The 25920-nt window shown below is 63.9% G+C and carries 23 protein-coding genes; 12 read left to right on the forward strand and 11 right to left on the reverse strand.

Going from position 1 to position 25920, the window contains the following annotated elements; translation table 11 throughout:
- Positions 1 to 59: 59 nt before the first annotated feature.
- Positions 60 to 1256: an amidohydrolase gene (locus tag FQP90_RS18910; protein ID WP_144652612.1), complete on the reverse strand. Its 1197-nt coding sequence runs from the start codon at positions 1254 to 1256 to the stop codon at positions 60 to 62.
- Positions 1253 to 2674, reverse strand: a complete 1422-nt coding sequence (locus FQP90_RS18915; RefSeq protein ID WP_144652613.1) for an MFS transporter — start codon at positions 2672 to 2674, stop codon at positions 1253 to 1255. Before FQP90_RS18915 ends, FQP90_RS18910 begins: the two co-directional genes overlap by 4 nt.
- Positions 2675 to 2853: 179 nt before the next feature.
- On the opposite strand from FQP90_RS18915, the gene FQP90_RS18920 reads away from it, so the two are divergent.
- Together FQP90_RS18920 and FQP90_RS18925 are read left to right on the forward strand one after the other, a co-directional pair.
- A complete protein-coding gene (locus FQP90_RS18920; protein ID WP_167510518.1) occupies positions 2854 to 3909 on the forward strand; it encodes an Lrp/AsnC family transcriptional regulator in 1056 nt (351 codons plus the stop codon).
- On the forward strand, positions 3906 to 4325 hold the full coding sequence (locus FQP90_RS18925; protein ID WP_144652615.1) for a VOC family protein: 420 nt from the start codon (positions 3906 to 3908) through the stop codon (positions 4323 to 4325). The genes FQP90_RS18920 and FQP90_RS18925 overlap by 4 nt, the downstream gene beginning before the upstream one ends.
- Positions 4326 to 4393: 68 nt before the next feature.
- Here FQP90_RS18925 and FQP90_RS18930 read toward each other — a convergent pair whose 3' ends face one another.
- The 5 genes from FQP90_RS18930 to FQP90_RS18950 all read right to left on the reverse strand — a co-directional run bounded on the left by FQP90_RS18930 (position 4394) and on the right by FQP90_RS18950 (position 9762).
- Positions 4394 to 4789, reverse strand: coding sequence for a DUF1304 domain-containing protein (locus FQP90_RS18930; RefSeq protein ID WP_144652616.1), 396 nt, complete (start codon positions 4787 to 4789; stop codon positions 4394 to 4396).
- Between the two features lie 50 nt (positions 4790 to 4839).
- A complete protein-coding gene (locus tag FQP90_RS18935; protein WP_144652617.1) occupies positions 4840 to 5715 on the reverse strand; it encodes a class II fructose-bisphosphate aldolase in 876 nt (291 codons plus the stop codon).
- Positions 5715 to 7181 (reverse strand): GntP family transporter, encoded by a 1467-nt coding sequence (locus tag FQP90_RS18940; RefSeq protein ID WP_144652618.1) that lies wholly within the window; start codon positions 7179 to 7181, stop codon positions 5715 to 5717. Before FQP90_RS18940 ends, FQP90_RS18935 begins: the two co-directional genes overlap by 1 nt.
- A gap of 138 nt (positions 7182 to 7319) precedes the next feature.
- Positions 7320 to 8222 carry an NAD(P)-dependent oxidoreductase gene (locus tag FQP90_RS18945; protein ID WP_144652619.1) on the reverse strand — a complete coding sequence of 301 codons (903 nt, stop codon included), beginning with the start codon at positions 8220 to 8222 and terminating at the stop codon, positions 7320 to 7322.
- A gap of 25 nt (positions 8223 to 8247) precedes the next feature.
- Positions 8248 to 9762, reverse strand: a complete 1515-nt coding sequence (locus FQP90_RS18950; protein WP_144652620.1) for a four-carbon acid sugar kinase family protein — start codon at positions 9760 to 9762, stop codon at positions 8248 to 8250.
- 131 nt (positions 9763 to 9893) lie between these two features.
- On the opposite strand from FQP90_RS18950, the gene FQP90_RS18955 reads away from it, so the two are divergent.
- Positions 9894 to 10694, forward strand: a complete 801-nt coding sequence (locus FQP90_RS18955; protein WP_144652621.1) for an alpha/beta fold hydrolase — start codon at positions 9894 to 9896, stop codon at positions 10692 to 10694.
- Positions 10695 to 10771: 77 nt separating this feature from the next.
- Positions 10772 to 11473 (forward strand): FadR/GntR family transcriptional regulator, encoded by a 702-nt coding sequence (locus FQP90_RS18960; protein WP_144652622.1) that lies wholly within the window; start codon positions 10772 to 10774, stop codon positions 11471 to 11473.
- Here the strand turns inward: FQP90_RS18960 and FQP90_RS18965 are convergent, their stop codons facing one another.
- A complete protein-coding gene (locus FQP90_RS18965; RefSeq protein WP_244296858.1) occupies positions 11474 to 12397 on the reverse strand; it encodes an AraC family transcriptional regulator in 924 nt (307 codons plus the stop codon).
- 195 nt (positions 12398 to 12592) lie between these two features.
- On the opposite strand from FQP90_RS18965, the gene FQP90_RS23375 reads away from it, so the two are divergent.
- The 7 genes from FQP90_RS23375 to FQP90_RS18995 all read left to right on the forward strand — a co-directional run bounded on the left by FQP90_RS23375 (position 12593) and on the right by FQP90_RS18995 (position 20813).
- A complete protein-coding gene (locus tag FQP90_RS23375; RefSeq protein ID WP_167510519.1) occupies positions 12593 to 12751 on the forward strand; it encodes a hypothetical protein in 159 nt (52 codons plus the stop codon).
- A gap of 114 nt (positions 12752 to 12865) precedes the next feature.
- Entirely contained in the window at positions 12866 to 13654 is a 789-nt protein-coding gene (locus tag FQP90_RS18970; RefSeq protein WP_144652624.1) for an SDR family oxidoreductase, read from the forward strand.
- Between the two features lie 37 nt (positions 13655 to 13691).
- On the forward strand, positions 13692 to 14933 hold the full coding sequence (locus FQP90_RS18975; RefSeq protein ID WP_144652625.1) for a styrene monooxygenase/indole monooxygenase family protein: 1242 nt from the start codon (positions 13692 to 13694) through the stop codon (positions 14931 to 14933).
- 27 nt (positions 14934 to 14960) lie between these two features.
- Entirely contained in the window at positions 14961 to 16688 is a 1728-nt protein-coding gene (locus FQP90_RS18980) for a flavin reductase (RefSeq protein WP_144652626.1), read from the forward strand.
- Between the two features lie 21 nt (positions 16689 to 16709).
- Positions 16710 to 18341: a phytoene desaturase family protein gene (locus tag FQP90_RS18985; RefSeq protein WP_144652627.1), complete on the forward strand. Its 1632-nt coding sequence runs from the start codon at positions 16710 to 16712 to the stop codon at positions 18339 to 18341.
- 7 nt (positions 18342 to 18348) lie between these two features.
- Positions 18349 to 19140, forward strand: coding sequence for a cyclase family protein (locus FQP90_RS18990; RefSeq protein ID WP_144652628.1), 792 nt, complete (start codon positions 18349 to 18351; stop codon positions 19138 to 19140).
- Positions 19137 to 20813, forward strand: coding sequence for a thiamine pyrophosphate-binding protein (locus FQP90_RS18995; protein ID WP_144652629.1), 1677 nt, complete (start codon positions 19137 to 19139; stop codon positions 20811 to 20813). Before FQP90_RS18990 ends, FQP90_RS18995 begins: the two co-directional genes overlap by 4 nt.
- Positions 20814 to 20828: 15 nt before the next feature.
- On the opposite strand, the gene FQP90_RS19000 is transcribed toward FQP90_RS18995, so the two are convergent.
- The 3 genes from FQP90_RS19000 to FQP90_RS19010 are packed head-to-tail and all read right to left on the reverse strand — an operon-like array spanning position 20829 to position 24303.
- Entirely contained in the window at positions 20829 to 21839 is a 1011-nt protein-coding gene (locus FQP90_RS19000) for a LacI family DNA-binding transcriptional regulator (protein ID WP_244296860.1), read from the reverse strand.
- A 17-nt stretch (positions 21840 to 21856) separates the two neighbouring features.
- On the reverse strand, positions 21857 to 23437 hold the full coding sequence (locus FQP90_RS19005) for a glycoside hydrolase family 43 protein (protein ID WP_144652631.1): 1581 nt from the start codon (positions 23435 to 23437) through the stop codon (positions 21857 to 21859).
- Positions 23438 to 23442: 5 nt separating this feature from the next.
- Positions 23443 to 24303 (reverse strand): PmoA family protein, encoded by an 861-nt coding sequence (locus tag FQP90_RS19010; protein ID WP_144652632.1) that lies wholly within the window; start codon positions 24301 to 24303, stop codon positions 23443 to 23445.
- A gap of 299 nt (positions 24304 to 24602) precedes the next feature.
- Here FQP90_RS19010 and FQP90_RS19015 point away from each other — a divergent pair, with 299 nt between their 5' ends.
- Complete coding sequence (locus tag FQP90_RS19015; RefSeq protein ID WP_144652633.1) at positions 24603 to 25913, forward strand: ABC transporter substrate-binding protein; 1311 nt, start codon at positions 24603 to 24605, stop codon at positions 25911 to 25913.
- The last annotated feature ends 7 nt before the right edge of the window (positions 25914 to 25920 follow it).

Consider the following 25920-nt stretch of genomic DNA (forward strand, 5'->3'; position numbering starts at 1 on the left):
GCTGACTCCATTGTCCGCCCGGGCGGTCAATGGAGCCAGCAGGCTGGCCCTTGCGGCGGCTACGTTCGGAGGAGACGCTCCCTTTGAGCCGGGTCCAGGGCAGCGGCGCATGCTGCCGCCGCCAATCCGAAGGATCCGTCAAGAACCGCTTTATCGGCTCCCGCCGATGCCCCGAAGGCAGCGAACTCTGCAGTGTGATGCGCGGCGCCACGGACGTCGTAGCCGACCATGGGGTGGATGCTCGGTACAACTCGGGAGACGTTGCCCATGTCGGTCGAAGCCACGGGCTCGGCGCTGAAAGCGACTTCCCTGCCCCTGGCCGTCATGGCATCCCGGTAGGCCTCCGAGAGGAACGCATCCTGGCGCAGTTCGGCATACGCGTTGCCGGAGGGCGTCACTTGGAGCGTGCATCCGCTGGCGTGGGCTCCACCTTCCAGGCAACGCCGCACTTTGTTTTGGATGATCTTCAGGTTTTCGAGACTGGGAGCGCGCATTTCGATGTTCGCGCGGGCGCGCTCCGGGATAACGTTCACCGCGCTCCCACCTTCGGTGACCACCAGCGAAACGATGGATCCCGCAGGAAGTTGCTGACGAGCCAGGGCGATGGCCGTCTGCGCGATCACAAGGGCATCGAGGGCATTGACGCCCTCCGACGGAGCCGCGGCGGCGTGCGCGGGGCGGCCCTCGAAAAGTACATCCCACATGCCCATGGCAAGCGACGAACCGCCCACAACATCGCTTGCCGCGGCGTGCGCCATCATGGCCATGGACACGTCGCCGAAGAACCCTTCGTCGATGAGGTCCACTTTGCCGCCGGTGGTCTCTTCCGCGGGTGTTCCCAACACTTTCACGGTGATGTCCAGTCGCTCGGCGACGGCTGCAAGTGCCAGCGCCGCTCCCACGGCGCTGGCCGCATTCACGTTGTGGCCACAGGCGTGGCCGATGGCAGGCAGGGCGTCGTATTCCACGCACAGCGCCACCACCAACTCACCAGATCCGAAGCGGGCGCTGAACGCGGTGGGCTGCGCAGGCTGTATCTCGTCGAAACTGAAGCCCGCCCCCTGCAGCACCCTCCGAACGCGTTTGACGGCCCGGAACTCCTGGCCGCCGAGCTCCGGGTCGGCATGGATGGCGTGGCTCAGGTCGAGGATGTTCGGCTTCCAGCGCTGGACCGCGCTTTCCAGCAGGCCCAGGATTTCGTCCGGGGAAGCGGGTACGACGGCGGTGCCGCGGCTAACGCTGTTGAGCCCGGTCATCGTCCCGTCACCTCGGCGGCCTGGCGCTTGGGGTAGCTGGCGCTGGCTGCCGCAGCCACCAGGGCCGCAACTGCCAAGGCTGCCCAGATGGAGAACAACCCGGTTTCGGTGATGTGTCCCGCTTCAGCTGACGCGGAGGAGATCAGCTTCACCACGGCGGCCCCCACCGCGATACCCACGGACAACGCCAACTCGTTCAGCCCGGCCGCCGTCGAGGTTTCAGCCAAGGGAACGCCCTCAACGGACAGTGCGCGCGTGCCCGCCTGATACATGCCCAGGCTCAGGTTGAACATCGCGAATCCGAGGCAGTACCCGGCAAGCGAACTGTGGGCGAGCAACATCACGAGGAATCCGGCGGCCAGCAGGACGCCTGCGAAGACCAGAGTGGCGCGCTCTCCGAACTGCCGGAGGGCCCTCGCTGTGAGGAGCGAGGAAACCAGTGACAAAACCGAAGCCAAGGCCAGGACGATCGCGATCATGAGCGGGCTCAAGCCGAACCCGTAGCCCGTCTTGTCCGGGTTGGAGTGCAGGAAGATGCCGTTGGTTCCGAAGTAGCTGATGGACGCAAAGCCGAAAAAGAACGTGGCCAGCGAAATTGCGCGGATGCGCGGAAGGGCCAACATGCGCAGGTCCATGAACCGCCTGCCCCGGGTGGAGCTGAAATCGCGCCTAGCCCAGTAGGCCAACAGGGCAAGCCCCAGTAAACCGGCTGTGAGCGTGCGGGCGTCCAGCCAGCCCCATTCGGGCGCCATGGAGAGTGCAATCACAAACCCAATCAGACCGAGAGAGCAAGCCAACAACGGCGCAAGGGCGATGCCCTCACGAGTCGGGACCCCGGCGTCGGGCAGTAAGAACGAACAGACAAAGGCGACCACCGCGAACGGCACGGCGACCCAGAAGCCGAGCGTCGGATCGGTGACGCCCACAATCCCCGCCAGAAGTCCGCCGGCTCCCACCATGATCATGAGCATGCCGATCATGACGCTGACGCCGGTCCGGGTCTGCGCAGGGCTGGTGACGCGAAGGATTCCCATCATCAACGGGATGAACCCCACCACGCACGTGAGCATGACGACGCCCAGAGTCACTGTCCACAGCGACGGCCACAGCGCCATTTGCAGCACACCGAGCGTCACCACCCCAGTGGACCAGCGCAGCACCAGCCTGTAGCCGTAGCTGTCACCAAGCCTCGAAATGATCGGGGTGAGCACCGCAAAACTGACGTTGGAGATAAGGAAGATGCCGTTGATGGTGGGATCGTCGATCTCGAAGACCGGCCCCAAGGCGGGGAGGATGGGGTTGAGATAGCCCTGCGTGACGCCGCTGAGCGACTCAATCAATGCCATTGCCAGGATCATCCCTGCAATGGTGCGGCGAGTCTTCGCTGACGTCGCTGGCGGTGCTGTGTTGCTTGCCATGTGCTTCCTTGGTGTCTTGAGCCTACGGGTTTTTGGCCTACGGGTCTTTGGCTTGCGCCTCTTCGGCCTGCGCGTGCGGCTGAGTGGTGATGCGAGTCACAACGTTATGACCGCCGTCTACACTGACTGTGGAATTGTTCAAAACCCACTTCAAGCAGGTAATGATGAACGAATCAGCCATGATTTCTGAGTTGGACCTCGAAATCGTGAACGCCCTGCAGATCAACCCGCGGGCCGAATGGAGCCGGATCGCGGACGCCTTGGGCCTGTCCGGACCGACGGTCGCACGGCGATGGAATGCCCTCGCAGCGCAGGGCCAGGCCTGGATCACGCCTGCTCCCGGCCAGCGCTACCTCAGTTCAGGCTGGTCGGCGTTCATCCACCTCTCCTCGGTGCCCAGCGACAGCGAGGCCCTCATCGAGCACCTCTGCGCCGAGCCGGCGTTTGGCACGGTCTCGCTGGTCACTGGTTCGCATGACCTCTTTGTGGACTGCTTTGCCTCCAGCCACGAAGAACTCATGGATATCGTCACTGGCTCCTTTCCGGGGCTGCCCGGCGTCACGCATCGCGAGGTGGTCTTTGTCACCAGGCTCTACCGCCAAGCTTCGGAATGGCGCAGCGGCACGCTGGAACCTGCGCGGGCACGACTGGTGCTGGCGGAGCCACTGCCTGAGCAGGCGGCTTACTCCCCCGACAACTTGGATGCAGCTTTGCTGGAGGAGCTTGCCAAGGATGGCCGCGCCAGTTGGGCGGAACTGGGAGCTTCTTGCGGCGTCTCACCCCAAACGGCACGGCGCCGGGTGGAGCGGTTCCTCGCCACCGGCTACATCACGCTGCGCTGCGATACCTCCACGTCCGCCCAGCAAGGACTGCGCGAAGTGACCCTGGTTCTCAATGTCCCTGCCCAGTACGTTGACGACGTCGGCCGCTACTTCGCCGCGCTGGGGAACTGCCGGTTGAGTGCACAGGTCCTGGGGGCACAGAACTTGCTGGTCACCCTCTGGGTCCGTGACTACCTGGAAGTTCAGGGGTACGAACGCGAACTGGCCGAGCGGGCACCCGGCAGCTCGGTCATCTCACGGCAAGCAGTGGTCCGGACGTACAAGCGGCTCGGCCATGTCCTTGATGAATCCGGACGCAGCCTGAGGGTGGTGCCGCTGCCGCTGTGGAGGGACGACACCCCCAAAATTGACTCTGGACGAGGCATCGAATCACCGGCAGGATCAGACGCATGACTACGTCCATTTTCGTAAACCTGCCCGTCAGCGACCTTGAAGCGTCCAAGGCCTTTTACACAGCGCTTGGTTACACCATCAACCCGAACTTCACCGACGAAACCGCCGCCTGCGTGGTGTTCAGCGACACCATCTACGCCATGCTCCTGACGCACGCCAAGTTCAGCGAGTTCACCAAGCAGCCCATTGCGGACACCCGGAACTCGACGGCGGCCATCGTTGCCCTTTCGGCCGACAGCCGTGAAGACGTGGATGCGCTGGCCACCAAGGCGCTTGAGGCCGGCGGCTCGGAGACTTACGACGCCCAGGACCTCGGCTTCATGTACAGCCGGGCGTTCCGTGACCTGGATGGCCACCACTGGGAAGTCCTGTGGATGGACGAGGCCGCAGCCCAGGCTGGTCCGCCGGAACACTAGCCAAATTCACGTCGTTGGCCCGCTATTCCGTCGCTGGTTGGCAACGGAATAGCGGGCCTTCAACGTTGCTAATTATTCAGCGTCACGGCCAGCACGCCGAGCACGACGGCGAGCAGGGGCGTTGCGCCTTGGATGGTGGCCGCACGGAGGTACTTCTTGCCGCTGGCAGCAAGAACCAGGGCGGCCAGGAGCATGGAACCGCAGCTGCTGAACACCAGGGTCCAACCAACCTGGGGCGACCCAGCCCAGACGGCGATGATACCGACCAGCGCACCGATGGCCAGGAACAAGTTGTAGAAGCCCTGGTTGTACGCGAGTGATTTGGTGGTTTCCGCGTCGGCCTGCGAGGTGATGCTAAAGGTTTTCCAGGTTTTGGGCTTGGTCCACGTAATGGACTCCATGGTGAAGATATAGACGTGCAGCAATGCCGCAATCAGGGCAAAAATCAGGGAGGCCAGGATCATGGTTTGATCCTAGCCTCCCTGTGTTCCCGGGCTTGGGTGCCGCGCAGGACCTAGGCGGTGAGCAGCGCCAGGGTTGCGCCTGCGAAGGTACCCGCCGAACTGTTCCACAGGGCCAACAGGCCTTGGAGATTCTCCCCGTCGGCCCGGTGTGCCGCGGTTTCGGCCTCCAAGGTGGACAGAATTCCCGTGCGCAGCTCAGTGTTGAAGTTCACCTTGCCAACCTGCAGGGAGGGAGCCTTCGCCAACTCGTCGGCAGGGATGCCGGAAGCGCCGTGGAGTACCAGAGGAACCCCGGTCCGTGCAGCGACATCCTGCAGCACGTCCCAGCGAATGTTGGGCTCGCCCTTGTACTTGCCGTGCACGTTGCCCACGGCCACGGCCAGCAACTGCGCACCCGTTCGCTCCACGAATTCGGCCACCTGCGCGGGGTTGGTGAGCCCCGCAACCGAACCGCCGGCGTCGTGCGCTGCATCTTCGGCACCGAACGCCTTGTCCTCATCGCCCGCAAGGCCGCCCAGCTCCGCTTCAAGCACGACGTCGGCTGCACCTTGGGCGTCCAGCGCGGCACGGACTTCGCGGACCAAAGCGATGTTGTCCTCGTAGGGCAGCGACGACCCGTCAGCCAAGACCGCATCTGCGCCAGCCGCCACGGAGTCACGGATGACGTTCAGATCCGAAGCGTGGTCCAGCTGGACGGAGACCGGGACGCTGGCGGAGTCCGCCAGACCACGGAGGGCTGCAATGAGGCGCAGTCCATTGGGTGTGGACGCGGTCTTCGGAGCCACCAACAGGATCACGCCGAGCCGGGCTTCCTCCGCCGCCGAAACAACAGCAAGCGCGGTGGTGAAGTCGTAGCAGGTAAAGGCCGGAACAGCGGAGCGGGAGGATAGGGCTGAGTTGACTAGCTGATCGAGTTTGGCGCGCATTAGTGGGCCAGCCCTCCTACCAGGATCCACGCCACGTAGGTCAGGGCGAAGCCAGCCAGGCCCAGGATGGTGGTGAGGACGGTCCAGGTCCTGAGGCCGTCGGAAACCGTGAGGCCGTAGTAACGGATCACGGTCCAGAAGCCGGCATCAGTCACGTGGGACAGGCCGAGGGAACCAAAGCCGATGGCGATGACGATCACGGCGATCTGGGCGGGCGTGTAGCCACCTTCCATCACGGCAGAGGTCAGCAGGCCGGTGGTTGTCACGATGGCGACGGTCGCCGAACCCTGTGCTGCGCGCAAGGCCAGCGAGATGATGAAGCCGAGCACGATCACCGGCAGGCCGAGGCTGTCCAAGGTGTGGGAGAGTGCGGCTCCGATGCCGGAGGTGCGGAGGACTTCACCGAACACGCCGCCGGCTGCCACCACCATGAGGATGGACGCGATGGGAGGCAGTGCGCCTTCGAAGATTTCCCCGGTTTCCTTCAGGGACCAGTTGCGGCGGACGGCCAGCAGGAAGAAGGAGAGTGCAACGGCCACGAGAAGGGCGAAGAACGGGTTGCCGATGAACGCGGCCACGCCGTACCAGTAGTTGTCCTTGGCGATGGTCAGAGTGCCGACAGTGCCGAGGAGGATCTGGACGATCGGAGCGGCGATCAGGAACATAATCAAGCCGGGACGCGGAGGGGCGATGGCACGGGCGCCGGGACCGTCGTGGCCCACGTGGACAAGGGAATCGGAACCAAACTCTTCAACCTGCTGCTTCACGCCGGGGAGAAGCTCGTAGTCCTTGCGGTTCATGATGCTGGCAACCCAGTAGGACAGGAAGCCAAGGGGGATGCAGATGATCAGCGAGATCATCGTGATGAGTCCGATGTCAGCGCCGAAGACGCCGGCGCCTGCCACGATGCCCGGGTGCGGCGGAACTGCAACGTGGATGGACAGCATGATGCCGGCCATGGGCAGGCCGAACTTGATCGGGTGGACGTTGGCGATCTTCGCGAAGGCATAGACGATCGGGACCAGGACGATCACGCCCACCTCGAAGAAGACGGGGATCGCCACGAGGAAGCCGACTGCGGTCAACGCGACGGCAACACGCTTGGCGCCAAGCTTCTCAGTGAAGTGGGTGGCCAGCGACTGCACACCGCCGGAAACTTCGATCATCCGTCCCAGGATGGCGCCGAGGGCAATCAGCAATGCGACCTTGCCCATGGTGCTGCCGACGCCGTTGGTTACCACGGTGAAGATGTCCTTGAGCGGAATCTGGGCCGCAACGCCTACCAGGATGCTGACTGCGAGCAGGGCAACGAATGCCTGGATCTTGAAACGGATGATCAGCACCAGCAACAGGGCGATGCCTGCGGCAGCGATGGTCAGCAGAAGGGGTGTTCCCAGCTCCACTGCGGGCTTGATGGCGGGGGCGTCGGCCGCCCGGACCATCAGCGAGTTCACGAGGGGATTCATTGGGGGGTGTCTCCTTTGACATACCAGTCTAGGGAAGACCGGCGGAGGTTACTTGTTGGGGGGTGTGGAGTTTTTGTACAGCTAATGCCCTTCAGAGGGGCTCATGAGGGCGTTAGGTGTACAAAAACTCCCGGGAGGTTAGGCGGTGCGCTTGGCGGGCGCGACAACCTTGATGACGGCGGAGTCGTCTGCAGCGGCGAGGCCCTGGGCCTGGCCGAGCAAGTACAGCTGTTCAGCGGCAGCGGCAACGGGTGCGGCGAGGCCGGCGGCGCGGGTTGCCTTGCCCACGATGCCCATGTCCTTGACGAAGATGTCCAGGCGGCTGAGGACCTCGGCGCCGTCTTCCGTGTAGGCCTCAAGGATGCGCGGGCCGCGGTTGGAGAGCATGAAGGATCCGGCGGCTCCGGCTTCGAGGGCGGCGAGGGTCTTCGCTTGGTCCAGGCCGAGGGCATCGGCGAGGGCCATGGCCTCCGCAGCGGCGGCGATGTGCACGCCGCATAGGAGCTGGTTGACGGTCTTGAGTGCCTGACCGTCGCCGGGCTTGTCGCCCACGATGCTCAAGGTGGAGGCCAGCAGTTCCAGTGCCGGACGTGCCTTTTCGAGGGCCTCGGGCTCGGCGCCCACCACGATCAGCAGGTCACCTTCACCGGCACGCTTGGGGCCGCCGGACAGCGGAGCGTCAACCAGAGAAACTCCGTACTCGGCCAGCTTGGCGACCGTTGCCGGGATGGCTTCGGTGCCCACTGTGCTGCCGAGAATTACGACGGCGCCCGGCTTCAGTACCGGGGCCACGCCGTTCTCGCCGAAGAGGACATCGTTGAGTTGCTCGCCGTTGCGGACCGCCAGGAGCAGGGCGTCGGCGTCCTGGGACGCTTCTCGGGCCGAGGCGAAGGTCTTGATGCCTGCTGCGGCGGCGAGTTCCAGACGGGGCTCTGCAATGTCGAAGCCGTGCACGGTCAGCTCGGACGCGAGCCGGGTTGCCATGGGCAGGCCCATGGCACCAAGGCCCAGGACGGTGACGGTGTAGTTGCTGCTGGTCATGGTGTTCTCCATTGAATTTTGGCTGTTAGAAGGTTGCGCTGAGCTTGCGGGTGACCTGGGTCAGGGATTGGTCGTCGCCCACGTTGCCGGCGAAGACGATGTACGGGATACCCTTTGCGGGACCGTCCACCGGCTCCCACAGTGAGACGATGCCCGGGAGCATGGGGCCGCGGACGATCGCGTGGCGGATTTCCAGGCCGTGGGCGGCCACGTCCGAGGATGTGATGCCGCCCTTGGCGATGACGAAGCGCGGCGGGAAGCTCTTCAGGGTGCGGTTTACAACGGCCACGACGGCGGCGGAGACGGTGCGGGCGATCTTCAGGCTCGCTGCGGCGTCGTCGGTCTTGATGAGCAGTCGGCTGGTGTGGACGATCACGTCACCGCTGCGGAGGGCGTCCACGACGTCGGACACAACGGTTCCGATGTACGCGTCGGCTTCTGCTTCGCCCTGGGTTTTGGTTCCGGCAATGAGCTTCTCGACGTCGATTTCGATGGTCCTCGCCGAGCTGTGCTGTGCCGTGAGGTCGTTGAGCTGCCGGGTGGTGACGCCCACGTGGGAACCCACCACGATCAAGCCGCCGGCTGCGGAGGGAGTGTTGCCTGCAAAGGCCTCTTCGGAGGTCAGCGCGGTGCGGATCTCCTGGCCGATGCGTCCACGCACGAACGGCGGACCTACGCGGTAGAGGAGCTTCTTGCCCCGGCGTTCCGCTTCTTCGAGGCCAAGGGCCAGTGCGCGGAAGTCGTTCTCGGTGACAATGTCGGCCACGATCGGCGTGGAGTCGGTGGCGGACTCGAGGGCGTCAGCGATGGCCTTCGCGGAGATGGCGGGGTCTTGGGCGGAGGCGCCCGCGCGGATGATGTTGAGGTCCAGGACGATCACGTCGCTGGCGGGGAATCGGCCCTGCGACTTTTCCTCCACGTACTTGGCCATCTCTGAATTGGCGAAACCGAAGCTCGCGTCCTTGGCGAATTCCGTTTCGGCCACGGGGGTGAGGGTGCCGGCGTCGCCCCGCATGTAGTGCACTCCGCCAATGGTGACGCGTCCGGCGTCGGGGAAGGCTGGAACGATCACCACGCCGTCGGTGGTTTCGCCGGTTTCAGCAGCCACGGTGGCGGCGATGACGTCCGGCTCCAGCGGGTAGTGTCCGCGGAGGGTGGAGTCGCTGCGGCTGACGAAACCCAGGCGCAGCCGAGGACCAGCACCGGTGCCGGCTGCTGCCTCAAGGGCGTTCCGCACGATTTCCTCGTTGCGGGCGGCGGCTTCTGCCGGATCCAAGCTGCGGGTGTTGGTGAGGACGTAGACAGCGGGCTTGGTCTGGTTCTCGCGGATATGGGTAAACGCCCACACAAAGTCCGCGACGTCCCAGCGGGTGAGGACAGCAAGATCCGCAACGGACTGCGTGCCGGTGGGGTCGTCGTCGAGGACTACCAGGACGCGGGGGGACGTTGCCGACGACGCCGCAACGGCGTCCGCAACCAACTGAGCAGGAATCTGGACTTCCGCCGGGAAAGCGGCCAGTACGTCGGCTTCAAGGGTCACTGTGCACTCCATCGTGGGAAATCTCTGTTGCGGTTAAGTGAATGTAAGATGTCAGACATCTAACATTTGAATGCTAGTGTGACACACGGCTCTTCACCGCGCAAGGTGCCCCGGATCACTAGGCTGGGGGCATGGCTGACAGCGCGGTTCCGCTTCCGTTTGTGGACGTTCGAACGCCCACGCTTGTTACGGACGCTGTACCAGCGGTGCTGATCCACGGCTGGGCATCGGGTTCCGCTTATTGGGAACCGTTAGTGGAGAAGCTGCTCGACGGCGGCCGGACAGTGTGGATAGTCGACCTTCCGGGCTATCACCCAAGGCAGGAGCTGCCGCTGGATTTCGAATGGACGCTGGACACCGCGGCCGCTTCGGTAGCTGCAGCCCTGGACGCCCGAGGTGGCGGTCCCGTGCATTTGGTGGGACATTCCATGGGCGGCAGCGTCTCGCTGACCCTGGCCGCAGCCCGCCCGGAGCTTGTGGCCACGGTGACGCTGGTGGGAATGGTTCCGGCTCCTCAAAATGAGGGCTTCAAGAACCTCCTCGTGTCGCAGCTGGAACAAGGGTTCTTCGACGCCGGCACCAAGGCCAAACTCATGGGCGCCTGGTACGGGACCTTGCCGGACGAAGATATGGAGTTGCTCAGCAAGGGTTTCGACGCGCCCTTCCCGGTGCTGTCCGCCAGCGCATTGGCGGCCATGACCGGCGTCGAACCTTCAGTGCCCGGGCGCGTTCACGCGCCGCTGCTGGTCATCGCCGGAACCGGCGACCGCGTGCGACCCATCGAGCAAATGGCCGCGTTCGTGGAAGCCAGCCCGAATCGGCAGCTCAAGGCCATTCCCGGGGCGGGCCACAGCGTCCACTGGGAGCAGCCGCAGGAATGCGCCGAGGCGTTGCATAAGTTTTGGAGAACGAGCTGGCCACCGCCAGCGTAAGATGTCTGACAACCATCCGGTCCCGGGGGAAAATCCAAGGGCCGCCGGGCGGTCTGAAGTACAGGGAATGGGGATATATGGCACGCAAGTCGCTGGTCGGCGTCGTAGCTGATGAGTTGCTGGACAGGATCGTGGCGGGCGAGTTTCCGCCCGGAACGGTGGTCCCGGGCGAGCTTGAGCTCAGCGCCAAGCATGAGGTGAGCCGCATGACCGTGCGTGAAGCCATGAAGACCCTGGAAGCTCAGCGGATCCTCAGCGTGGAGCGAGGCCGCGGAACATTCGTTAACCCCCTGAATCAGTGGGCTTCACTGGAAGCAGTCTTGCGCGCTGCCTCGGAGGGTACCAAAGACGCAGCCGCAGCCATACAGTTGATCGAGCTGCGGCGGATGCTCGAGACGGGAGCCTGCGAACTGGCCGCCGAACGCATCTCCGACGCTGAGCTCACGGCACTCAAAGAGCACGTGGAAAAGATGCAGTCCGCGCACGAAGTCAATGACCTTGCCGGGTTCGTGGAAGCCGACCTGGCCTTCCACGACGTGATCCTCCACGCTTCCGGCAATGTGTTTGTGGCCGTGCTGTTCGAGCCACTGCACCGCGTCCTGGAGGCCCGACGCACGGAGACCTCCGCTTTCCCGGAAATCCAGGAACATGCCATCGGCCATCACCGGAAGATCGCCGCGGCCCTGGAATCCCGCAATCCCAATGAAGCCCGGCTCGCGATGGACGCCCACATGCAGCAGACCCTGGACGACCTGAAGACGTACGTGTTGGAGGCGTAGTTAGCGCCGCAGACTTTCCGACGGCAACTCCCCGAAGGTCTTCAGATACAGCGCGGAGAAGCGCCCCTGATGGGTGAAGCCGCACAGCTCCGCGACGGTCGTGACCGTCTGCTCGCGCGGGCTTGCTTCCAGCAGCATCTCGCGGGCTCGATCCAGCCGGATAGTCCGCAGCAGGTCCGACGGCGTCGCCCCGGTTTCGGCCCGAAGCGCGGTCTGCAAGGTCCGGACCGAAACCCCCAGGCACTCAGCAATGTCCGGCACGGTGAGTTCCTCCGTGGCGTGGCGCTCCAGCAGTTCGCGGCATTCACGGACCAGACGGCCCTCCGCTTCCGCGTTCCGGAGCTCCCCAGAGGGCGGCTGCATCGCCATTAACAGGCGGGACACCATGCTGTCCGCCAGCAACCCCTGTACAAACGCGGGGGCCGTGGACTGTGGCTGGCCAATCAGGTCGTCATGAAGCTCGACGACGGACCTCAGGAACGCGCGGCCGGCAGCACCTGAAAGGTCCATGCCGTAGCCAAGGTCCACAGCGCTTTCGCCATACAGCTGCTCGGCAACCCGCTCCAGCGCTGTTCGCCTTACATAGACGATGAGATGAGGACTGCCACCGTCCCAGCTCATGGAGAACGGCCGGTCGATCGGCGGAACAGTCGCCATGCGCGGGCTGGATTCAACGGTGCTCGCACCAACTTGCATGGACGCGTGCCCGGCCAGCGGAATCTGCACTAAATGGAAATCCTGCAGGCCCTCAGGGTCGATGCGGACGTCCGCGCCATAGTCCAGGAACTCAATCCCCACGTCGCCCCGATGCAGGGAACGCAGCTTCATGTCCACCGATGACGTCCGGGTCCGTGGCGCGAGCTCATGGCTGCAGAACAGCTCGGCGATCTTGGCGTGCGCCTCGTCCACGTCGGTTGTGGCCATCGTTGGCCGTCCCCGCAGTACGTCACGGGGAAGAATCTTCACCATTTGGGCACCCACTCCACACTTCTGCGCTTATCGGATGATCCTCGCGCAACGTGGATATTCCGGATTTCAGCCGCCACCTAGAGTCGCTGTTAAGACAAGTATGACGCAGCTCACATCACGATAACAGCAGCGAAAGCGAGGTGAGGACCGGTGAAGAACATCAAGCTCGTACACGACCGGCGGGACGAATGGGACCGAACCCACTTCGAACTCTGGGCGGCGGAACTCCGAGCCAAAGAGGCTCAACTCACCTCCGCGGCTTGGGTCGGTTGGCACGAGGAAGAGGAAGACCCTGCGCAATTCGGATGACCCCTGCGCCTTGTGGATAGCCCGGCTTACAGCGGCTGCCTAGAGTCACTTATGGAATAACCATGACGCACGTCACATTTCTTCAACATCACAAGTACGGGAAAGGCTTGGACCATGTCAGGACTCGACGGCAGGACAGCGATTGTCACCGGTGGGGCAACCAAGGTGGGGCAGGGCGTGGTGACCGCCCTGCGGGACGCCGGGGCCAAGGTGGTGGTTGCGGATATAGCTCCCGACGGCGCCGCCCTCACCAAAGAGTTGGGGGAAGGAATCCACTACTCCCACACAGACATCACCGAAGATGCCGCCGTGAACGCGCTCCTCAGCCAGACTGTAGCCACGCATGGAGGCTTGGACATCCTGGTGAACCTCGCCTGCACGTACAAGGACGACGGCGCCGCGTCCGGCCGCGCCGACTGGCTCGAGGCGCTCAACGTCAACCTCGTGAGCGCAGTGGTGGCCAGCAACGAAGCCCGGCCCTACCTCAAGGCCTCCGGACATGGCGCGATCATCAACTTCACCTCCATCTCCAGCTCGGTGGCGCAGACCGGCCGCTGGCTCTACCCCGCCAGCAAGGCGGCCCTGGTCCAGATCACCCGCAGCATGGCCGTGGATTTCGCAGCGGACGGCATCCGGGTGAACTCCATCAGCCCCGGTTGGGTATGGAGCAACATCATGGACTCCCTCAGCAACGGGGATATCGACAAGACAGACTCCGTCGCAGCCCCGTTCCACGCCCTCAAGCGCGTCGGCCGCCCCCACGAGGTGGGTGACGTCGTCGCATTCCTCGCCAGCGACCAAGCAAGTTTCGTGACCGGTGCCGACTGGGCGGTGGACGGCGGCTATTCCGCCCTGGGTCCTGAGCGCGCCGAAGAAACCATTCCACTGCTGGCCGCCAACTGACACCAAGCTTCACCACACTCCAGAGAAGGGCAACACCATGACGCAACGCCACATCACCATCGTCGGCGCCGGCCAGTCCGGCCTGCAGCTGGGTATCGGACTGCTGGATGCAGGATTCCAGGTGACCACTGTTTCCAACCGCACGCCCGAGGAAATTCACGAAGGCAAGGTTGCCTCCAGCCAATGCATCTTCCACAACGCCTTGGAACACGAGCGGGCGCTTGGCCTTGATTTCTGGCCAGATGCCCCCACGGTGGACGGCATCTCGTTCACCATCCCCCACCCCGAAGTGCCTGGCGAGAAGGTCATTAGCTGGGCCTCCCGCCTGGATAACCACGCCAAGTCCATCGACCAGCGCGTGAAGTTCCCGCGATTCATGGAGGAGTTCACCGCACGCGGCGGCGAACTGGTCTTCGAAGACGCCGGCGTAGCCGAATTGGAGAAGTACACGCAGAACTCCGAGCTGGTGATTGTGGCCGCTGGCAAGGGCGAAATCGCGCAGCTGTTTACCCGCGACGCCGAGCGCAGCACTTACGACGCCCCACAGCGCGCCTTGGCATTGACCTACGTGAAGGGCCTCAAGCCCCGCGAAGAGTACTCGGCTGTCTCGTTCAATGTCATCCCCGGCGTTGGTGAGTACTTCGTGTTCCCCGCGCTCACCACCACCGGCCCCTGCGAGATCATGGTCTTCGAAGGCGTTCCCGGCGGGCCCATGGACACGTGGAAGGGGCTCACTCCCGAGGAACATCTGGAGAACTCCAAGAACATCCTGAAGACCTTCCTGCCCTGGGAGGCGGAACGCGCCACGGATGTGGAACTCACCGATCCCAACGGCGTCCTCCAAGGCAGGTTTGCGCCGACCGTCCGCCACCCGATTGCCACGCTGCCGAGTGGCCGGCAGGTACTTGGACTGGCCGACGTCGTGGTGTTGAACGATCCCATCACCGGGCAGGGCTCCAACAATGCAAGCAAATGCGCGGCGTCCTACCTGGACAGCATCATCGGGCACGGCGGTGGCGCTTTCGATGCACGCTTCATGCAGGCCACTTTCGAGCGCTATTGGGATTACGCACAGCACGTTGCACACTGGACCAATGCCCTCCTGGCCCCTCCCCCGCCGCACGTCCTTGAGCTCCTGGGCGCGGCCAACCAGGAGCCGGCCATTGCCCACCGCTTCGCCAACGGGTTCAACCACCCGCCGGAATTCCAGGACTGGTTCATGTACCCGGACAAAGCCGCGGACTACTTGGCAAGCCTCTCTGCCACCAAAGTTTCATAGCACACTCCTGCTAAGAAGGACTCAACCATGCGAAAGATAGCAATTGTCGGTGCCGGCGAATCCGGCGCCCAGTTGGCTTTGGGCCTGCAGCGGGATGGTTACGCAGTGACGCTTCTGTCCGACCGTTCCGCAGCCCAGATCCGCTCGGGCAAAGTCATGTCCAGCCAGTGCATGTTCTCCACAGCCCTGGACGCCGAGGCCCAACTGGGAACGGCGCTCACGGAATTTTATGAGTCCGGATCGGTGCCGGACATCAATTCCATCCGTTTGCGCGTGGACGCTGACCAGCCCATCGAATGGGAAGCGCCCTTGGACGGACCCGCCCGATCCATCGACCAACGGATCAAGAGCGCACTGTGGATCGAGACGTTCGTGGCGGGCGGCGGGGACTTCCGGATCGAAAAAGTCACCACGCGCATGCTCGAAGAGCTCGCCCACGACTACGAGCTGGTCATCGTGAGCACGGGCAAGGGCGAGATCGGCCAGATCTTCCCGAGGGACAAGGCAAAGTCGCCTTTCGATCGTCCGCAGCGCGTCCTGGCACTGAACTACGTCACGTCCTCCAACGGCACCGAAGCCCCCGCCGTCGCCATCCGCATGTCCATGGCACCCGGCGTCGGCGAGTTCTTCACGTTCCCGGGCCTGACCGTCTCGGGTCCCTGCCGCATGATGGTGTTCGAAGGCGTGGTGGGCGGCCCCATGGACCATTGGACCGACGTCGGGAGCCCTGAAGAGCAACTCCAGCGGTCGCTGGAGATCCTGCGCGAGCATTTCCCGCACGAGCTTCAGAATTTCGCCGACGCGGAGCTGACGGACAGCGGCGCGACGCTTCTGGGCCGGATCACGCCGACGGTGAGGTCGGCCGTCGGGGAGCTTGGGAACGGGAAACTCGTATTCGGCCTGGGTGATGCCGTGGTCCTCAACGATCCCCTCACCGGACAAGGTTCAAACAATGCGACGCTTGCCGCCAAGTACTACCTCGATTCGATCGTTCGGCGCGGCCAGCAGCCTTTTGACCGTGCCTGGATGGAGCGCACCTTCGACGAGTTCTGGCGTGGTTGGGGCCAGTGGGCTGTGGAGTGGACCAACGATCTCCTCAAGCCACGGCGGGATCACCAGAAGACACTGCTGAGCGAGGCCGCTGAGCACCCGGCGCTGGCGGCGAGCATTGTGGCCGGCTTTGACGATCCTCGGACGTCGTACCCGTGGTGGTTCGATCCCACCGCGGCCGCCGACTTCATGCAGGCCCGCAAGGAAGACGACACGGCAGCCTTCGACCTCCGGGACTTCAGGGGCGCCTTGGGCCAGTTCGCCACAGGCGTTACCGTGGTGACCACCGTTGCCGCCGACGGCCGAAAGGTGGGCATGACCGCGAATTCCTTCACGTCAGTCTCCATGGAGCCACCGCTGGTGCTCTGGTGCCCCAGCAAGCGCGCGCCCAGCTTGGGTGATTTTGAGGACGCCACGCACTTTGCCATCAACATCCTGGCCAGCGACCAACACGTCCTCTCCCGCCAGTTCGCCACACCCGCCACGGACAAATTCGCTGGGGCGGAGACTACCGAAGGCATCGCCGGGGTCCCTCTGTTGGACGGCGCGGTGGCCACCTTCCAGTGCCGCACGGTCTCGCGGCATGATGCCGGCGATCACGTCATCTATGTGGGTGAAGTAGAGAAATACACCTACGACGGCGGCGCTCCCCTGGTGTTCCACGGCGGCAAGTACCACGCCACTGCCAGCCACCCTGATTTCTGAGCACTCTTGAAAGGAACGGTTATGGACGAATCCTGTGAGGTCGCGATCATTGGCTCGGGAATCAACTCCCTGGTGGCGGCAGCCGAGCTTGCCCTGGACGGAAAGCGCGTGTGCATCATCGAGCGCTCGGACCGGCTGGGTGGGTTCATCGACTCCTCCGAACGGACCTTGCCTGGTTTCATCCACGACACGTTCTCCTCCTGGCATCCGCTGTTTGTGTCCGGCGGCGCCTATGAAGTGCTAGGCAAGGAACTGCACGCCCGGGGCCTCGAGTATTGCAATACCACCGGGCCCGTGACGGCGAGCGTAGCGGCGGACCCGGCGACGGGGGCGCACCGCGTAGTCATTGCGCACCGGGATCCAGCCGAGACAAGCGCTGCATTCAAGGAGCCCCGGGACCAGGCCGCTTACCTGGCGATGCTCGATGACCTCGGCCGTAACGCGGGCACGGTTTTCGGCGCCTTCGGCGCCGAGCTGCGATCCTTTCCTGAGGTTGCAAAGATCGCCTTTGGCGCCCTGCGGCGTGGGCGCCTGGCCGCAAACGAGTCCTTCATCCGGGACTCTGTGATGAGCGGCCGCAACTACGTCCGCAGCCGCTTTGACGGCTGGGAAACGGACCAGTTGTGGTCGCCGTGGCTCCTGCACGCCGGGCTGGGACCGGACCAAGCCACGGGAGGGGTGATGCTGCCCGTCATGGCCATGAGCATGCACGGTTTTGGGCTGCCCGTCGTGAAGGGCGGGGCATCGCGGTTCGTTGCGGCGTTCGAGTCGCTCCTGAGGGACAACGGCGTCAGGATCATGCTCGGTGCCGAAGCCGAGGAGATCCTGGTTTCAGGCACAGCGGTCACGGGCGTCCGGACGTCACAGGGCAGTGTTTCGGCCGACACCGTGCTGGCCAACGTCTCCCCGCAGGCCCTTTACACGTCATTGCTTCACGAGCCCCCGGCCGCGGCTGCCCGGGCCGCCGAAAAGTACCAGAACGGCCGCGGAGCCATGCAGATCCACTTGGCCTTGGACAAGCCCGTTGAGTGGCTCGATCCCCGGCTCAACAAGGTGCCGCTGGTGCACATCAGCAACGGTTCAGACAGCACAGGGATCGCATGCGCCCAGGCCGAAGCCGGCTTTCTGCCCAGCGAACCAACGGTAGTGGTGGGCCAGCAGTGCGTGCTGGATCCATCCCGGGCACCGAAGGGCAAGGCCACCCTGTGGTTGCAATTGCAGGAAGTGCCGTTCACCCCGGTGGGCGACGCTTCCGGAGAGCTCGATGTCCGCGCCGGTTGGACCGAAGATCTGAAACAGGCCTACCTGGACCGGGTTCTTGCACGGTTGGAGCAGTTCGCCCCGGGCACACGGGCCGCTGTCCTGGCATCGGACGTGATCGCACCGACGGATCTGGCTGCTGCCAACCTCAACGCTGTGAACGGTGACCCTTACGGCGGTTCGGCGGAACTCTTCCAGAACCTCCTCTGGCGGCCTTTCCCGGAGGCCGCCGGACACCGCACGGCCATCCAAGGTCTCTGGCACATCGGGGCTTCAACCCACCCCGGTCCTGGACTTTCGGGCAGCTCCGGACACCTCGTGGCACAGAAATTGACCGCGAAGCCTTCACGATTTTCCCGCATTCAAGCAGCACTGAAACCAAGCAAGCGATAGGAGAACAATGTCTGTTCTGGCCGGGCTCACTGCAGCCCTTTCGAGTGGTTCGGTGGAGATCATCGACCTCACCACACCGCTCAGTTCCGAAACCCCCATCCTGAACCTGCCGCAGCCGTTCGCGAACACGGTGGGTTTGTCCGTCTCGCCGGTGAGCAATTTCGACGACGCCGGACCGGCCTGGGCGTGGAACGATGTCACCGTGGGAGAGCACGCCGGGACGCACCTGGATGCTCCGGTCCACTGGATTACGGGCAAGGACGGCAAATCCGTGGACCAGATCGAACCACACCGCCTGGTGGGCCCTATCGCGGTGATCGACAAGACCACCGAGGTTTCGGCGGACCCTGACTTCCTCCTGGAACCCGAGCACTTTGAGCAATGGCAGGAAGAGCACGGCGCGTTCCCGGAGAACTGCTGGGTCATCTTCCGGACCGGTTGGGCGGCCCGGGGCGCTGACGCTGCGGCTTTCGTCAACGCGGACGACGCCGGACCGCACACTCCCGGTGTCTCTGCGGCAGGTGCCAAGTGGCTCGCCGGAAACGCTTCGATCAGCGGCTTCGGCGTGGAAACCGTGGGCATCGACGCAGGCCAGGCAGGCGGCCTGGATCCGATGTTTCCGGTCCACTCGTTCCTTCTCGGCGCGGACAAGTACGGAGTGACGTCGCTCCGGAACGTGGACCGGCTCCCCGTCACGGGTGCGACGTTGGTGGTTGCTCCGTTGCCGATCGTTGGCGGTACGGGCAGCCCCAGCCGCGTGTACGCGCTGGTGGAAAAGGCAACGGTGGAGACGGCATGAGCGGGCAGGTTCGGGTTTCCGCGCTGGTCGGCAGGACCTTGGCGAAGCTCGGTGTCGGACACGTTTTCGGGGTGGTGGGCTCCGGAAACTTCGATGTCACCGGAACGCTCATGGCCGAAGGCATCCCGTTCACGGCCACCCGGCATGAGGGCGGCGCGGCGACCATGGCCGACGCGTACACCCGGATGTCAGGCAAGGTCGGGGTGGTCACCACCCACCAGGGCTGTGGGTTAAGCAATGCCATCACCGGGATCGGTGAGGCAGCGAAGAGCCGCACACCCATGATCGTGCTCACCGCCGACACCCAGGCCGCGGCGATACGGTCCAACTTCAAGATCGACCAAGACGCCCTGGCCCGCAGCGTAGGAGCGGTGGCTGAACGGATCCACTCCCCCGCCACAGCCGTCGCGGACACCGTCAGGGCCTTCCGGACTGCCGTGAACGAGCGCCGCACCGTGGTTCTAAGCCTGCCGTTGGACGTCCAAAGTGGAGCCGCCACCGACGAGGTGAGTGCCGTCGTCGTGCCTCAACCGCTCAAGGTGCGCCCGGACGCTGGCGCCGTGGAGCAACTGGCCGCATTGATAGCGAAAGCTGAACGTCCGGTGTTCGTTGCCGGACGCGGAGGGCGCGGCGCCCGGGACGAAATCCTGGCACTGGCACAGCATGCCGGCGCGCTGGTGGCAACCTCGGCAGTGGCAAGCGGGCTGTTCAACGGCGACTCCCACAACCTCGGTATCTCCGGAGGATTTTCCTCGCCTGTTACGGCGGAGTTCATCAGCGGCGCCGACCTGATAGTGGGGTGGGGCTGCGCGCTGAACATGTGGACCATGCGGCACGGGCGGCTGATTTCCGCCGGCACCAAAGTAGTGCAGATCGACGTCGAAGACGCCGCCCTGGGTGCCAACCGGCCCATCACGCTGGGTGTGCTGGGAGACTCAGCGCTCACCGCTGGGGATGCTTTGGCGGCGCTGCGCTCGATGCAGCCAGAGCCTGCGGAGAAGTACCGCACCGAGGCCAACGCCCTGACCATCAAGCAGGGTTCACGGTGGCGGGATGTGGAGACCGAAGACCTGTCCACCGCCACAGCCATCGACCCACGCGTCCTCACCCGCGAACTCGACACTCTGCTCCCTGCCGAGCGGATCGTCGCGGTCGATTCGGGCAACTTCATGGGCTACCCCAGCCAGTACCTTGCCGTTCCGGACGAGTTCGGATTCTGCTTCACCCAAGCATTCCAAGCCATCGGGCTGGGCCTGTACACGGCCATCGGAGCCGCCCTGGCCCAACCACACCGCCTGCCGGTACTGGGCGCCGGCGACGGTGGATTCCTCATGGGCATCAGCGAGCTGGAGACCGCGGCGAGACTGAAACTGCCCCTGGTCTGCATCGTCTATAACGACGCCGCCTACGGCGCGGAAGTCCACCACTTCGCTTCGGAGCACACAGAAGCAGAGCTGTCCAGCGTTGTGTTCCCCGACACCGACATCGCCGCCATCGCCCGCGGATTCGGCGCCGAAGGCATCACCGTGCGGACCGTGGCCGACCTCGATGCTGTTCGCCCATGGATCGCCGCTTACGAAGCCGGCACGCAGGACCGGCCGCTGGTCATCGACGCCAAGATCGCCTCCGACGGCGGCTCATGGTGGCTGGCTGAAGCTTTTCAGGGCCACTAAGGGGAAAGCGCGGCGCTACGTGGGTGGCGCCGTGCTCCCCCGGACCACCAGCTCCGTGGCGACCTCCAGGGCCGTAGAGGAACCCACCGCCTGCTGCTCGATCTGCTCCGTCAACATGCCTACGGCCATCGACGCCAGCTGCGCCAGCGGCTGGCGGACAGTGGTCAGCGGCGGAGACGTAAGTGCCGCCTGGGCGATGTCATCGAATCCCACCACGCTCAGGTCTACAGGAATCTTCAATGAGCGCTGAGCCGACGCGTTCATAACGCCCAACGCCTGCAGATCACTACCCGTGAAGATTGCCGTGGGACGCTCCGGCAAGTCCAGAAGCTCTCCGCCGAGCCGAAGCCCGGACTCGATACTGAAGTCGCCATCGCGCACGAATTCGGGAAGAACCGGCAGTCCTGCTTCGTGAAGGGCAGCTGCGTAGGCGGCGTAACGGGCGCGCCCGTGTCCCGGGCTGTGAACGCGGCCAGTGATGATGCCAATGCGCTGATGCCCCAGTTCCAACAGATGGGACACCGCCCGCAAGGCCCCGGAAAACGACGCCGGGCTGACGCTGGGAATCTGAAGACCCTCGGACCCCTCGGGATCGATGGCCACCGCAGGAATGTTCAGCGTCCGCGCCTGACGGACCAGTTGGGAGCCTTGCCGGGGGGCCAGGAGCATCACGCCATCAAGACGGTTCGTGGAGGGCTCACGCAACCTCTGCCAATTCTCGGCAGTGGCGTTTTCGGCCCGCGTATAGGCGACGGTGTAACCCAGGCGCGCCGCCGCCGCTTCCACTCCCTCCATGGTTTCCAAGACCCACGGCGAATCGAAGTTGTTGACCACCAATTGCAGCAATCCGGGCTCGGTAGGCGGGTTCCGCTTGGTGTAGTCGAGCTCCTCCAGCACCTGCTGAACACGGGCTCGCGTTGCCTCGGAGACGTGGGAACGGCCGTTCAAGACCTTGGAAACGGTGGGCACTGAAACGCCCGCAGCGGCAGCCACGTCTGCGATCTTGGGGCGCGGAGTGGCGGTCAATGGAACGGTCCTTGAACTCATGAAGAAACGGGAGTGGCAATGCGCGGGACCGTTGCCCGGCGGACCGGCGCAGTTTCCACCCGCACGGGTCCAACGATAACATTGCCGCGTTCGCTCGAACCCAAGGGCGACGCAGCGAAAATCCCCAGCTCAGCGCCGATCCACCGGCCCTCCACAACGTCGAAATCCCAGATGGGAATCTGCCACGGATCCGCGGGACCAACACGCCATGCGAAGGTGGCCCGTGGGGTCTCGTCTGTTCGGATCTGGAGCTCAATGCGCGGCCCCGGAAGGGGAACAGCCCGCGCTACCGGCTGCTCGTGCGGACCTTCACTGCCAACACCGCTACCCAGCACGTAGCCGTCCTGGGTGCGCACGATCCCCAGCCAGGCGTATCGCTGGCCAAGAATCACGACGCCGGCCCTGGTACCTGCGGGCACGTCGTCCAGTTCCAGTGTGGTGGTGAAGGTGGACGGTTCACCGGGCAGAATCTGGCCCAGGACGTTGGGCAACTCGCGAAGGTTGATGGGATCGTTGGCTTGCGGACGAAGCAGCAGGTGGCCTCCTCCACAGGTGGACAACCACTCGTCGCGGGGGTTGGCCTGCCAGTGCCACTGCGGGCCGAGGCCGGGGGAAGTGAAGTTGTCGCTGGCGGGCGGACCAACATCAACGGGCGACGTACCGCGGGGATAAGGGTGGCTCAAGACGGGGGTCCCCGGTCCGCCGTCGTCCGCTGGTTTGCCCATCCAGGGCCAGCCGTCTTCCCTCCAACCCATGGGTTGGAGGTGGACGACGCGACCATAGGGCCCGCGATCCTGGAAATGCAGGAACCAGTCTTCGCCTTCGGGAGTAGTGACCCAAGCGCCTTGATGTGGACCGTTCACCGGCGAATCCCCTTGTTCCAGGACGCGCCTTTCCTCGTAGGGTCCGAACGGAGACCGAGAGCGGAAGACCGACTGCCATCCGGTGGCGACGCCGCCCGCTGGCGCGAAAATCCAATACCAGCCGTCGCGTTTATAGAATTTGGGCCCCTCCAAGGTTGTGAAGCCTGGCAGCTCTTCGCCGTTGATGATGTGGGTTCCGTGATCCAGGAGCCGCGACGCATCGGGACTCATCCGGTGCACGGTGAGCCGGTTCTTGACGCCGATCCTGCTCTTGGCCCAGCCGTGGACCAGGAACGCCGTACCGTCCTCGTCCCACAAGGGGCAAGGGTCTATGAGGCCGCGACCGGCATAGAGAAGGTGCGGGCTGCTCCACGGACCTTCTGCCTTCTCCGCACTGAGAACGAAGATCCCGTGGTCCGGGTCCGGATAGAAGATCCAAAATTTGCCGTCGTGGTGGCGCAGCGCCGGCGCCCACACTCCGCTTCCATGCCGCACCAATGAATAGTGCCCTGATTGCGGGAGTTCCTGCAGCGCATGGCCGGCATGTTCCCAGTCAACGAGGTTCTGCGACTTCAATACCGGGAGGCCGGGAACCCTGTTGAAGCTCGAGGCGATGAGGTAGTAGGTGCCGTCGACCTGGACCGCATCGGGATCCGGCCAATCGCCGTTGAGGATGGGGTTGATGTAGACGGGGATGCGGTGTCGATTTCCCATGGTTGTCATGATGTCCTGTCGGGAGAGCTGCTGAAGTGGTGAAGAAGGAGTTCCTCGACGTGCTGCCTGCTGGTTATGTGGCCGTCGTGGACCACTGCGTGCAGGCTGAGCTTGAGGGGATTGTTCCGGTCCGCCGTGGCCGGCTTGTCCCATGCGGCGGCAGGTCCTGCGCCCAGGTAGCCTTCCGTACGGACGAACCACGGCCGCAGTTCGATGGTGTCCTGAGCGAGGATGACGGTGACCCGTTTACCCTTTTGCCGGGTCCCGACCATGAGCCAAGGGGACCTGGAACCATGGGCTGCATCCGTCCCGGCGCCTTCTGAACACAAGAGACTCACGGGTGCATCGCCAGACGGAAAGCGCCAGAAAATGCCTCCGTAGCCTGCCCCCACGCGCCCTTTGACAGCCGACGACGACACGGCCAACCGCTCCACGCCACCGGCCGGGCGGAGCACTGAATCAAAGGAAAGGCTCCAGCTGTGGTCGGCTGGATGGTTTAGGTACGTGTAGCTCCGTTGCTCGGAAGCCAACTGGTGCCCGTTCCTGTCCAACCACGTCACCGTTCCTTCTCCCCGCCCTTCCCGGTCGCGCCATTCCGAAAGCACCTGGCGGCCGTGATTGGGAAGGACTGCCGGGCCACTCTCGGTGAACGTGGACCCGCCCCAGAAGTTGGTTCCATTCAGGTCCGAGAAAGCAAGCGACAGCCCGAGGTGATGTGGGTGGTCGGCTGGACCGGCCTCCGTGAGGGGCACTCCGGCCAGGCTTCGAATGGGGTGAAGATATGGCCTGGGAGCCAGTGCCGCCACCAGATCGCTTCCGGCGTTCACTTGCAGCACGGCTGCACCGCGGAGTTGGAAACCTCCCATTCGACCTCCTCGTGATGGGTTCTGTTGCGTGGGGTTCAGCATAAACATGACGGAAAGAAATCGGCAAGTCTTGAAGAAAGTTTCTTGAAGATATTTCGCACATGTGGGTCCGAATGTGTTGACAGTCACAGTCATTCGTTGCTAGAAATCGTTTACTCGATGTTTTTCAGCTCTCGCACAGCCACCCTCGGGGGCCTCATGCCTCCAATGCTTCCTATTTCCACTCAGAAAGTTTCTGCCTGAATCCGCCGTGGACCTTTATCTGGTCCATGGCCCAGGCATCAGAAAGGCGTCATTCAATGAAGAAGACAACAACCACTCACATCCCGCGCAGGACTGTCCTGGGTGCCGCTGTAGTCGCAGCGGGGCTGGCCCTTAGCGCCTGCGGAGGAGGTGGCACAACCCCCTCCGGGAGCAGCGGCTCCGTTGAACTGAACTTCGTCTTCTGGGGCGATGCCAACCGGGCCAAGATGACTGAAGCAGCGCTGCGGATCTTCGAGAAGAAGAACCCGGGTATCACCGTGAAGACCGAATACCAGGACAGCGGCCCCTACGCGGACAAACTTGCCACCCGCTTCGCCGGCGGCAACCCTCCGGACGTCCTGGCCATGGCCAACCGCAGCCTCTTGGAGTACGCGCAACGCGGCACCCTGGCCGATCTGAAGTCCTTTTCAGAGCTGAACCTGGACAAAGTCCCGGAATCTACCCTGAGCCGGGGTGAGGTTGACGGCAAGCTGTACGGCCTCGCCACCGGAGTAACCACTATCGGCATGGTGGTGAACAAGACCATCACGGACCAGGCCGGCGTCACCATCCCGGATGACAAGACCTGGAGCTGGGACGACTACGCCAAGTTCGCCACCGAAGTTACCCAGAAAACCGGAGGCAAGGTCTACGGCGCCGGTTACGACGTCGCCACGGAAACCGGCCCCATCCTGCTGGCCCGCCAACGAGGCGAAGATTTCTACACCAAGGACAACAAGCTCGGCGTCAGCGAAAAGACCATCGAGGACTGGTTCCAGTACAGCGTGGATCTTCGAAAGTCCGGCGGATACCCTCCAGCCGGCTTCTTCGAGCAAATCGGGGGATCCCCGGCACAGTCCTATCTGGCAAAGGGAACGGTTGCTTCCCAAATCATCCCCATCAACAACTTCCGCGGCTACAACGAGGCTGTGGAGGGAGAAGTCGTCCTGCTGCGCATTCCAGGCGAAACCACCGGCGAGCGCCGCGGCTACTCCGCGGATCCCACCATGCTGTGGTCCATCGCCGCGAAGTCAAAGCATCCCAAGGAAGCCGCCAAGTTGGTGGACTTCCTGACGAACGATGCTGACGGTGCTGCAGAAGTCCTCACGCAACGCGGGGTCCCGATCAACCCGGAGGTAGCCGCCGCCATTACGCCCAAGCTGAGCGCTGACGACAAGACGTTCGTGGACATGATGGCCGCCATCCAGGAAGACGATCTGCCACCTGCCTACGTGTATCCGAAGGGCGCAAGCGTCGTAGCGGACACCCTCAAGCAGCTCACTACTGAAGTGGAGTTCGGCCGCGTGAGTCCTGCCGATGCAGCGAAGACCTTCATGGAGAAGAGCAATGCAGCAATCAACAAATAGGCCCGGA

This window comes from Paenarthrobacter nitroguajacolicus (assembly GCF_007786235.1).
Classification (GTDB): Bacteria; Actinomycetota; Actinomycetes; order Actinomycetales; family Micrococcaceae; genus Arthrobacter; species Arthrobacter nitroguajacolicus_A.